10 protein-coding genes are annotated in these 10586 nt (G+C 45.0%); 8 read left to right on the top strand and 2 right to left on the bottom strand.

The features are described from left to right. Positions 1-167: 167 nt before the first annotated feature. Together AB4585_RS01615 and AB4585_RS01620 are read left to right on the top strand one after the other, a co-directional pair. Positions 168-479, top strand: a complete 312-nt coding sequence (locus tag AB4585_RS01615; RefSeq protein ID WP_017061332.1) for a DUF3630 family protein — start codon at positions 168-170, stop codon at positions 477-479. Between the two features lie 244 nt (positions 480-723). Next, on the top strand, positions 724-1395 hold the full coding sequence (locus AB4585_RS01620; RefSeq protein ID WP_017061333.1) for a 7-cyano-7-deazaguanine/7-aminomethyl-7-deazaguanine transporter: 672 nt from the start codon (positions 724-726) through the stop codon (positions 1393-1395). A gap of 102 nt (positions 1396-1497) precedes the next feature. Here AB4585_RS01620 and gppA read toward each other — a convergent pair whose 3' ends face one another. Then, positions 1498-2991, bottom strand: coding sequence for a guanosine-5'-triphosphate,3'-diphosphate diphosphatase (gene gppA, locus AB4585_RS01625; protein WP_372152678.1), 1494 nt, complete (start codon positions 2989-2991; stop codon positions 1498-1500). Positions 2992-2997: 6 nt separating this feature from the next. Then, positions 2998-4308: an ATP-dependent RNA helicase RhlB gene (gene rhlB / locus AB4585_RS01630; RefSeq protein WP_004736636.1), complete on the bottom strand. Its 1311-nt coding sequence runs from the start codon at positions 4306-4308 to the stop codon at positions 2998-3000. A gap of 111 nt (positions 4309-4419) precedes the next feature. Here rhlB and trxA point away from each other — a divergent pair, with 111 nt between their 5' ends. The 6 genes from trxA (at position 4420) to fre (ending at position 10252) form a co-directional block, all read left to right on the top strand. After that, on the top strand, positions 4420-4746 hold the full coding sequence (trxA, locus tag AB4585_RS01635) for a thioredoxin TrxA (RefSeq protein WP_010440700.1): 327 nt from the start codon (positions 4420-4422) through the stop codon (positions 4744-4746). Between the two features lie 200 nt (positions 4747-4946). Further along, entirely contained in the window at positions 4947-6206 is a 1260-nt protein-coding gene (gene rho / locus AB4585_RS01640) for a transcription termination factor Rho (RefSeq protein WP_029222011.1), read from the top strand. A gap of 110 nt (positions 6207-6316) precedes the next feature. Continuing rightward, entirely contained in the window at positions 6317-7312 is a 996-nt protein-coding gene (locus AB4585_RS01645) for a hypothetical protein (RefSeq protein ID WP_372155779.1), read from the top strand. Between the two features lie 98 nt (positions 7313-7410). Then, a complete protein-coding gene (gene ubiD / locus AB4585_RS01650) occupies positions 7411-9252 on the top strand; it encodes a 4-hydroxy-3-polyprenylbenzoate decarboxylase (RefSeq protein ID WP_372155778.1) in 1842 nt (613 codons plus the stop codon). Continuing rightward, the gene (locus AB4585_RS01655) at positions 9249-9518 is read left to right on the top strand and encodes a 2Fe-2S iron-sulfur cluster-binding protein (RefSeq protein ID WP_008224727.1); all 270 of its coding nucleotides are present in this window, start codon (positions 9249-9251) and stop codon (positions 9516-9518) included. Before ubiD ends, AB4585_RS01655 begins: the two co-directional genes overlap by 4 nt. 20 nt (positions 9519-9538) lie before the next feature. Next, the gene (gene fre, locus AB4585_RS01660) at positions 9539-10252 is read left to right on the top strand and encodes an NAD(P)H-flavin reductase (protein ID WP_017059251.1); all 714 of its coding nucleotides are present in this window, start codon (positions 9539-9541) and stop codon (positions 10250-10252) included. The last annotated feature ends 334 nt before the right edge of the window (positions 10253-10586 follow it).

Genomic DNA, 10586 nt, shown 5'->3' on the forward strand with positions numbered 1-10586 from the left:
TGTTCATAAAGGGTGTTGTAACGTTTTAAGTCATCGGGTTTCATGGGGTTACTCCTGTGAACGACCATCAGGGTGATGGTGTTACAAGAGTATGGTTCGCACTCGTTTTACTCTGCCGCGTAGCGGCTTCGTTCAACTAATAGAAAAAGAATAAGGTTAATAGGGACATGACAACACAAACAGAATTTGGCTTAAGAGAGTATCTGGCTGAGGAAGGGCGTTTATTGATTACGTCTCCAAGTTTTGATTTTGATTCTTATGAAGTGTTAGGTGAAAAGCTGGTGGCATTGCTGTCAGCGTCTGTTGTTGAAAAACAATGGGACGCCGATATGCACTCTTGGTTGATTGATTTTGAAGATTGTCGAATGTTCTTAAAGTCTGAGCATTACAGTGAATCAATTTGGTTTGAGTCGTTAAACGCGGAAGAAAGCCGAGAAGAGTTTGATTATCTCGCGACGCTTTTCAAGCGCGGTTTTTAACTTTAGGCATAGCTTCTAAAGCACAGCTTCTAGCGCTATTCACCAATAAAAGTGAGGATAAACGTTTGCGTTTGTTCTCACCATTGCAGCCAATATTGATTAATGTATAATCGCCCGCCGCTCAATAGAGCAAATTATAGAAACATTTTTAATTCACATTATTGGTAAGAGCTTTCTTGGATTATTCGAAGAAATGACTCGATTTGGGTTCCCTCACCCCCAAACCAAACTAAAAAGGTACAGCATGAGTAACTTTACCCCTGCGCAACAGCGCAAAGCCCTAGCACTATTAGTTTTGTTCCATTTGGTGATTATTGCGTCAAGCAACTATCTGGTTCAGCTACCTTTTACCGTCTTCGGTATGCACACCACTTGGGGTGCTTTCACTTTCCCGTTTATCTTCCTAGCGACCGATCTGACCGTACGCATTTTTGGCGCGCAGCTTGCCCGTAAAATTATTTTCTTAGTGATGTTACCAGCGCTGGCCGTTTCTTATTTCTTGTCAGTGGTGTTCTTTGAAGGTTCATTCCAAGGCTTTAGCCAACTAGGTGAGTTCAACTTGTTTGTTGCACGTATCGCCGCGGCGAGCTTCATGGCTTATTTACTGGGTCAGATCTTGGATGTACATGTTTTTAACCGCCTACGTCAGCTTAAACAGTGGTGGGTAGCCCCAACATGCTCAACGTTATTCGGTAATGCCATTGATACCATCGCATTCTTTGCGATTGCTTTCTACCAAAGCCCAGATCCATTTATGGCCGAGCATTGGACTGAGATTGCCTTAGTCGATTACGGATTCAAACTTATCATCAGCTTAGGCTTGTTCGTGCCTATGTACGGCGTGCTTCTTAACTACATTGTTAGAAAGCTAACCGCAGTGAACCCTGACTTTAAAGCGACAGGCGTGAACGCTTAAGTTTGAGATTTGTAACACAAAGCATTAATGCAGCGATAAGAAAAAGCCCAAGTTAGTCTACTAACTTGGGCTTTTTTTAATTTCTAGCGTCAGATACTAATATCAGAGGCATTTAATATTCAATGGCCAGCCAATATCGGTTTGTCTATTCGACTCGATCTCTAGCTCTGCAGCGGTCAGCGGATTGTCAGCTAACCATTGCTTAGAAAGCGTTAGGGTTAGATTGTTGTCATTCGTCGTCAGTTTGAACTCAGGCTCTAGCGCTGGGTTACGACGGTGGGTCAGCAAAATAGCTAAACGCAGAATACGTAAAATACGCTTGCTGCTGGTGCCTGAGATAGCGTGTTGCTCTGGTAATGAGGTTAACTGTTCACGGTAGCGACGAGTTAACTCACCCAAGTAGTGCTTTTGCGCTCGAGTAAAGCCAGGTAGGTCTAAGTTTTGCAGCAGATAAGCGCTGTGCTCACCGCCTTTTTTGAAATCGATGGTTAAACCAATCTCGTGAAGCTTAGCTGCCGTTTGCAATAGCACACCAGCTTGAGGTTCTGAAACCCACGCTTCGGCGCCCGCTTGGTCTAGCAGCGTTTGTGCGACTACAGCAACTTGTTCACCGTAGCTTACGTCCATTTGGTAGCGTGATTGAACACTCTTAATGGTACGCGCTCGGATATCTTCTTGGCGAAGCTCATCAACCATCTCGTAGGCTAGGCCTTCACGGAGTGCGCCGCCTGCGAGTGTCATTGAATCTATTTCAAGCAACTCAAAAATAGCAATAAGAATGGAAAGGCCACTCGGGAACACTAATGCGCGTTCAAGGGTAAGTCCTTCGATTTCTAGCTCTTCCAAGCGCTCAGTAATCATCGCTTGTTTCTGTAGACGCTTAAGTTTGGCATGAGTAATCACTTCATCCATGCCTTGCGCCAACATGATCTCTTGCAGTGCTTGAACGGTACCGCTGGCGCCCACACACACATCCCATCCGATATCAGTGTAGCTATCTAGGATAGGAGCCAACGTCGACTTCGCCGCTTCAATGGCGTTGTTAAAGTTGGTAGCGGTTAATTGGCGGTTTTTAAAGTGGCGCTCAAGCCAAGTAACACAGCCCATCTTTAGGCTGGTTAGTGCTTTCGCTGAGAAGCCTTCACCTATGATCATTTCGGTGCTTGCACCACCAATATCAACGACCAGTCGGCGGCCGCTGCCACCAGAAGTGTGTGCTACGCCTTTATAGATCGTCGCAGCTTCTTCTTCACCAGAGATAACATTGATGTCGTAACCAAGGATCTGGTTCGCTTTCTCTAGAAATATATCCACATTGATAGCGGTACGTAGGGTCGCTGTACCCACAATGCGGATATTTTCTTTCGGAATATCTTGCAGTCGCTCTGCAAAGAGACTCAAACAGTCCCAACCGCGCTGCATAGCTTCTGTACTAAGCGCATTATTTTCATTTAAGCCTGCTGCTAAACGCACTTTACGCTTAATCTTAGCCATGGTTTGTACGCTGCCATCGATGTGACGCACAACGAGCATATGAAAACTGTTCGACCCGAGGTCGATAGCAGCATAAAGCGGGGGTGACACTGTTTGACTCATAAGCGACTAAGCTTCCTTGTTATGACGCGGTTGGCGTGGGCGACGGTTCTGGTTTGGTTTACGGTTACCGTTGCGTGGGCCATTGTTGTTTGAGCGGCGTTGTTGCGGGTTACGTGTACGTAAGCGCATCGGTGCTGGCAGATCTTCTAGTAGTGCAGAAGCATCGTAGTCAGACATTGGGATAGCATGCTCAATGTATTCTTCGATTGGTGGCAAGTTGATTGCGTAATCTTCACAAGCAAAGCTGATCGAGTGACCGCTTTCACCAGCACGACCTGTACGGCCGATACGGTGAACGTAATCTTCACAATCATCAGGTAGGTCGAAGTTGAATACGTGTGTTACTTGAGGAATGTGTAGGCCACGAGCTGCAACATCCGTTGCGACAAGAAGGTCAACATCACCTTTGGTGAACTGCTCAAGAATTTTTTCACGTTTCTTCTGAGGAACATCGCCAGTTAGCAGGCCTACACGGTGACCATCGGCAGCCAAGTGGCCCCAAACTGATTCACATTTGTGCTTCGTGTTAGCGAAGATGATTGCGCGATCTGGCCATTCTTCTTCGATTAACGTTTGTAGAAGAGCCATCTTATGTTCGTTAGAAGGGTAGAACAGCTCTTCTTGAATGCGGTGACCTGTTTTACGCTCAGGCTCAACAACCACGTGCTCTGGGTTGTGCATGTGCTCGAACGCTAGCTCTTGTACGCGGTAAGACAGCGTCGCAGAGAACAGCATGTTCAGGCGATCTTTTGGCTCAGGCATACGGCGGAACAAGAAGCGAATGTCTTTAATAAAGCCCAGATCAAACATACGATCGGCTTCATCAAGCACAACAGCTTGAATGTGGTTAAGGTTAAATACCTTTTGCTTGTAGAAATCGATGATACGGCCAGTCGTACCAATTAAGATATCTGCGCCTTCTTCGATTTTACCTAGTTGCTTGTCGTAGCTTTCGCCACCGTAAGCGAGTGCTGCTTTGATACCCGTGCTTTCAACCAGAGAGTCAGCATCGTTGTAGATCTGAATCGCGAGTTCACGCGTTGGTGCCATAATAATTGCACGTGGCTGGTTAGGCTTACGCCCTTCATGCTCAGGTGTTTTTAGCAGGTGGTTAAAAGTAGCAGTTAGAAACGCAAGCGTTTTACCAGTACCCGTTTGGGCCTGGCCTGCAATGTCTTGGCCGGTGAGCAGTACCGGGAGCGCCAAGGCTTGGATAGGGGTACAATAATCGAACCCTTTTTTCTCCAATCCTTCAATGACTTGAGGAAGTAAATCCAAGTCGGCGAACTTTTGCTCTGTGATATGCGTCTTTTTCATTGCTATAGAATATCAGCTTAAGCTTGCAATACGAAAGTAAATACATTCCAATAGGGCATCTATTTACTGGTTATCATCCAACCAGTTCTAAAAAATACATTGGAGTGGAAGATGAGTGATAAGATTTTGCAGCTAACTGATGACGGTTTTGATAACGATGTAATCAATGCTGCAGGCCCTGTTCTTGTTGATTTTTGGGCAGAATGGTGTGGTCCATGTAAAATGATTGCGCCGATTCTTGATGAAATCGCAGACGAGTACGAAGGCAAGCTCACAATCGGTAAATTAAATATCGACCAAAATGCTGGAACTCCACCAAAATTTGGTATTCGTGGCATTCCAACGCTGCTTCTTTTCAAAGATGGCGGCGTAGCAGCAACTAAAGTTGGTGCATTGTCTAAAACTCAACTTAAAGAGTTCCTAGACGCTAACCTTTAATTAGGTGAGCCTTTGAAAAGAAACCGCGCAGTTAACAAATGCGCGGTTTTGTTTTTTCTAAGCTATGGACTAGTCTTAGTTTTAGTGCTAATTTATCGCACGTTAATTGAACGAATTTCTCTTCTTGGTCGATCCTGTGACCAACTCCTTCTTAACTTAAGAAAACAGATCCTATTTTGACTAAACAAACTTCCACCACTATGAATCTTACTGAACTGAAGAACAGACCTGTGTCTGAACTTGTTAAACTTAGCGAAAGCCTAGGTCTTGAAAATCAAGCTCGCCTAAGAAAACAAGACATTATCTTCTCCATCCTTAAAGCGCATGCAAAAAGTGGTGAAGACATCTTTGGTGATGGTGTTCTAGAAATTCTTCAAGACGGTTTTGGTTTCCTGCGTAGCGGCGACAGTTCGTACCTTGCTGGGCCAGATGATATTTACGTATCACCAAGCCAGATTCGTCGTTTTAACCTTCGCACTGGTGACTCGATTGGCGGTAAAATCCGTCCACCTAAAGATGGCGAACGTTACTTTGCACTGCTTAAAGTAAACACGGTTAACTACGACAAGCCAGACAACGCTCGTAACAAAATCCTTTTTGAAAACCTGACTCCTCTTCACGCCAACGAACGTATGGTGATGGAAGCGGGTAATGGTGCGACTGAAGATATCACAGCTCGAATTCTTGACCTTGCTTCACCTATAGGTAAAGGTCAGCGTGGTCTGATTGTTGCTCCGCCTAAAGCAGGTAAAACAATGCTTCTGCAAAATATTGCACAAAGCATTGCACGCAACCATCCTGAGTGTGAACTAATGGTTCTACTTATCGATGAGCGTCCAGAAGAAGTAACAGAAATGCAGCGCCTAGTTAAAGGCGAAGTAATCGCATCGACTTTCGATGAGCCAGCATCTCGCCACGTACAAGTAGCAGAAATGGTAATCGAGAAGGCGAAGCGTCTTGTTGAACACAAGAAAGATGTGGTTATCCTACTGGACTCAATCACTCGTCTAGCTCGTGCTTACAACACTGTTATTCCTTCATCAGGTAAAGTTCTTACTGGTGGTGTTGATGCGAATGCTCTACATCGTCCAAAGCGTTTCTTCGGTGCGGCACGTAACGTAGAAGAAGGCGGTAGCTTAACTATCATCGCAACTGCACTGGTTGATACTGGTTCTAAGATGGATGAAGTAATCTACGAAGAATTCAAAGGTACAGGTAACATGGAACTGCACCTTAACCGTAAGATTGCTGAAAAGCGCGTATTCCCAGCGATTGATTTCAACCGCTCTGGTACTCGTCGTGAAGAGCTTCTTACTAAGAGCGATGAACTACAGAAGATGTGGATCCTGCGTAAGATTGTTCACCCTATGGGCGAAACTGATGCAATGGAATTCCTTATCGATAAGTTAGCAATGACTAAAACGAACGATGAGTTCTTTGACGCAATGCGTCGTCAGTAGTCTTGATTAGCTGATAGTTATTAAAAAGCGCTGCCTTCGGGTGGCGCTTTTTATTTGCATTTTATAGCGACAGCTTGCAGAATGAGCAAAAGTGTTAAAAGGAAGTTAAAATGCAACATGGACTGTTGTCATCATTACTCCTGTCTACTTCACTGTTACTTTCCCCGGTCGGTATGAGCTATGCCACCGAGATGTCTCCAATTACAGTAGAGTCTTGGCTTGAGAATGATCAAGTAAAACTGAAAACTGCTGAACTACTAGAGCTTGTCGTACGTGACGAAGTCAATTCGCTACGCTTTGCGCTTGAGCGCCTGACATTTCCCCAGCAAGAGGTGGCTCGTTACCAACTCTTGAAGAAGCTTGAACAGCAAAAAATCGTACTCACACCCAAGATGTCTATCTTCATCGAGCAGCAACTTGCTATCACGCCCACTTATCAAGTCTTAGAACGTGGCGATGGCTATGAGTTTACGGTACCTGCCTTTAATTACCCTTCAATTGCTAATCGCCTTATTAAACAATGGCGTCAAGATCAGAAGACATTGGTATTTGTGCTAGATGCAGAGAAACAGGAACTCGACCTAAAAGAGTGGTTATCTGGATCTGAACATCAAGTTCAAACGCGAGAAGCGTTGCTCATTAGAGAGCTAGACAGTTTGTCTCCTGAAGCGGTTGATTACCTAACTAAGCAACTCACCGCATCTTCTATTGTTAGTTGGTTACCTTCTACTGAGGTGGTGGTTCGATTAGCGCAAGTGAGCGAAGACCCAGAGGTTTACAAAATTCTATGGCGAATGAAGGCCGATTATCATAGCCAAGCTGAGCTAGTTCGCCTTGCTGAAACCAAACAAACGTTCGCGCTTGAACAGGTGATGGCAGCGACTAAGAACCCGCGTTTGAAAGATGAAGCGATTACTTTGCTTACCAAAGTTAACCCGTTATCAGAAGAGGTGAAGCTGTTCCTTGTCTCTAGGATGGCGATTGCTGATGAAGCGCCTTTAGTCGCGCGTGAACTCGCCAAACAAGGTCATACGCGATGGTTGCAAGATCTCGTCAATGATAACCCTCAGGTGAAGAGCTCTTTGATCGAGCAAGCATTACCGTAAAGTGGATTTTGCCTCTCAATAACCACACTAAAAAGGGGGATCTCAGCGTCACCCTTTTTGATATACTGAGCGCAGAATAATCAGCATGTAGAAGTCCTATGAGTTTTAAAGATTTACGTGATTTTATCGACCATCTTGAAAGTATTGGTCAGTTGAAACGCATTTCTCACCCAGTCGATCCAGACTACGAAATGACCGAGATTAGCGACCGTACTCTACGTGCTGGTGGCCCGGCTCTTTTGTTTGAAAATCCAGTAGGCTATGACATGCCTGTTTTGACCAACCTATTTGGTACACCCAACCGTGTTGCTATTGGTATGGGGCGTCAGGAAGTCAAAGAACTGCGTGAAGTGGGCAAGTTGCTTGCTTACCTAAAAGAACCTGAGCCACCAAAAGGCTTTAAAGACGCTCTTGATAAACTGCCTGTGTTTAAGCAAGTCTTAAACATGCCGGCTAAACGCCTTCGCAAAGCGGCTTGCCAACAAGTGGTATGGCAAGGCGATGACGTCGACCTAGATAAAATCCCTGTGATGAGCTGTTGGGCTGACGATGTCGCGCCATTGCTAACATGGGGTTTAACGGTTACTCGTGGTCCAAACAAGAAACGCCAAAACTTAGGTATCTATCGTCAGCAGAAGATCGGCAAGAATAAAATCATCATGCGTTGGTTAGCCCACCGTGGTGGAGCACTGGATCTGCGTGATTGGATGGAAACCAACCCAGGTAAACCATTTCCAGTATCTGTTGCGTTCGGTGCAGACCCTGCCACCATTCTTGGTGCGGTTACGCCAGTGCCGGATACTTTATCAGAGTACGCGTTTGCAGGCTTACTACGCGGTAGTAAAACTGAGGTCGTTAAATCAATCAGCAACTACTTAGAAGTTCCTGCAAGTGCAGAAATCGTGATGGAAGGTTATATCGACCCGAATGAGTTCGCGGATGAAGGGCCTTACGGAGATCATACTGGTTATTATAACGAGAAAGAAAAGCACCATGTGTTTACTATTACTCATGTAACCATGCGCGAGAACCCTATCTATCACAGCACCTATACTGGCCGTCCACCTGATGAGCCTGCGGTATTAGGTGTTGCGCTAAATGAAGTGTTTGTGCCTATTCTTCAAAAGCAGTTCCCAGAGATTGAAGATTTCTATCTACCGCCTGAAGGTTGTTCGTACCGAATGGCAGTCGTGACCATGAAGAAGCAATACCCAGGTCACGCTAAGCGAGTGATGATGGGTGTATGGTCTTTCTTACGCCAATTCATGTACACCAAATTTGTATTGGTGTGTGATGAAGATGTGAATGCACGTGATTGGTCTCAAGTAACCGCAGCGATGTGCGAACATATGGATCCGTCACGCGATAGCCTGATGATAGAGAACACGCCGATCGATTCATTGGATTTTGCCTCACCCGTGGTTGGGTTAGGTTCTAAGATGGGTCTAGATATCACTAAGAAGTGGGACGCAGAGTTAGCGTTATCGCCAGATGTCCAAACAGCACCTGTAAATAGTGAACATATAGAGGGTAGCTTGGCTGAGTTAACCAAGGTTCATCCTGAAATTATTGATGTTCACCTGCAAAACGACAATGCCAGCATGGTTGTGGTGTCTATTGATAAGCAAGCTGCCGGTAATGGTAAGAAAATCATGGAAGCGGTTTGGTCTCAATTTGATGAGAACAAGTTTGTTATCGTGTGTGATGGCGATGTCAATGTGAGTGATTGGAATGACATCATTTGGGCTGTAACGACAAGAATGGATCCGGCGAGAGATACGTTATTCCTGCAGAACGAAACTGGACACTCAAAAATGGGTCTCGATGCGACCAATAAGTGGGAAGGTGAATGCCTGCGTGAGTGGGGTGTACCAATCACAAAAGATCCTGATGTTGTGAAAAAGATTGATAGCATCTGGGAACAGCTAGGAATTTCATGAGCTACCAAGTAGTCTTATACCCAGAAAACATCAGTTTCACAGTAGAAAAAGGGCAAACGGTCTTGGATGCTGCGCTCAACAGCGATATCTATTTCCCAAACCGTTGCCAAGTTGGCGCATGCGCAATGTGTATGTGCAAAAAATTAGAAGGGCAAGTGAGTTACCACCTTGAACCCATGCTCACAGAGAAAGAGCAGCAACAAGGCTGGATTTTTGCTTGCCAAGCATTTGCAGAAAGTAATTTAGTTCTAACCTTTGCCGATTAAGGGTTAGTAAGAGGAAGAACATGACTATTAAATGTAAAGTGAAGTCTATCGAGCCTTTGGCTTGTAATACTTACCAAATCCTACTTCACCCAGAAACACCGGTCGCTTTTAAAGCGGGCCAGTACCTGATGGTTGAAATGGGCGAGAAAGATAAGCGCCCATTCTCTATCGCAAGTAGCCCTTGCCGCCACGAAGGTGAGCTTGAGCTGCACATTGGTGCTGCCGAGCACAACGCTTACGCACTAGAAGTGGTTGAAGCGATGAAGAAGGCACAAGCTGAAGATGGCGATATTGCGATTGATGCTCCACACGGAGATGCTTGGATCAAAGAAGAAAGCGATCGCCCTCTATTACTTATTGCTGGTGGCACGGGTTTCAGCTACGTGCGCTCTATTCTTGATCACTGCATCGCGCAAAATAGCTCGAAAGAGATCTACCTATACTGGGGCGCAAAAGATGAGTGCCAGTTATATGCTAAAGAAGAGTTGGTTGGCATTGCAGAAAAGCATAGCAATGTGCACTTTGTACCGGTAGTAGAAGAAGCACCGGAAGTTTGGCATGGCCAAACAGGTAATGTGCTTGAGGCTGTTATGCAAAGTTTCGAATCATTAGCTGATTTCGATATCTATATTGCAGGTCGTTTTGAAATGGCGGGCGCTGCAAGAGACCTATTTACTCAGAATAAAGAAGCAAAGCGTGACCATATGTACGCTGATGCTTACGCATTTATCTAACAATACCCTTAGATTTTGAGCAAAAAGAGAGCAGAAATGCTCTCTTTTTTACGTTTAGGTGAACTATTAGGCAGTTAACCCCTATTTATTCATTTTTCATGAAAAAGTAGTTGCTAAGCTGAGAGGGTTCCCTATAATGCGACACCACTGAGACGGCAGACGCCACAAGGCTTCAGCAAGAATCAGCAAGAATCAGTAAGACGGAAAGCGACAAAAAATTAATTTTCAAAAAGTGTTTGACACTGAATGTTAATTCGCTAGAATGGCCGTCCTCTTCGAGAGGCTCCTTACTTAAAAGGAACGCTCAAGAAGTTAAGCTCTTTAACAATTTAAA

Origin of the sequence: Vibrio sp. 10N.222.49.C9, from assembly GCF_041474985.1 — a bacterium.
Classification (GTDB): Bacteria; Pseudomonadota; Gammaproteobacteria; order Enterobacterales; family Vibrionaceae; genus Vibrio; species Vibrio crassostreae_C.

Bases quoted from the DNA above. Each gene is read 5' to 3' on its own strand.
- AB4585_RS01615 (WP_017061332.1), top strand. From the start codon at position 168: ATGACAACACAAACAGAATTTGGCTTAAGAGAGTATCTGGCTGAGGAA.
- AB4585_RS01620 (WP_017061333.1), top strand. From the start codon at position 724: ATGAGTAACTTTACCCCTGCGCAACAGCGCAAAGCCCTAGCACTATTA.
- gppA (WP_372152678.1), bottom strand. From the start codon at position 2,991: ATGAGTCAAACAGTGTCACCCCCGCTTTATGCTGCTATCGACCTCGGG.
- rhlB (WP_004736636.1), bottom strand. From the start codon at position 4,308: ATGAAAAAGACGCATATCACAGAGCAAAAGTTCGCCGACTTGGATTTA.
- trxA (WP_010440700.1), top strand. From the start codon at position 4,420: ATGAGTGATAAGATTTTGCAGCTAACTGATGACGGTTTTGATAACGAT.
- rho (WP_029222011.1), top strand. From the start codon at position 4,947: ATGAATCTTACTGAACTGAAGAACAGACCTGTGTCTGAACTTGTTAAA.
- AB4585_RS01645 (WP_372155779.1), top strand. From the start codon at position 6,317: ATGCAACATGGACTGTTGTCATCATTACTCCTGTCTACTTCACTGTTA.
- ubiD (WP_372155778.1), top strand. From the start codon at position 7,411: ATGAGTTTTAAAGATTTACGTGATTTTATCGACCATCTTGAAAGTATT.
- AB4585_RS01655 (WP_008224727.1), top strand. From the start codon at position 9,249: ATGAGCTACCAAGTAGTCTTATACCCAGAAAACATCAGTTTCACAGTA.
- fre (WP_017059251.1), top strand. From the start codon at position 9,539: ATGACTATTAAATGTAAAGTGAAGTCTATCGAGCCTTTGGCTTGTAAT.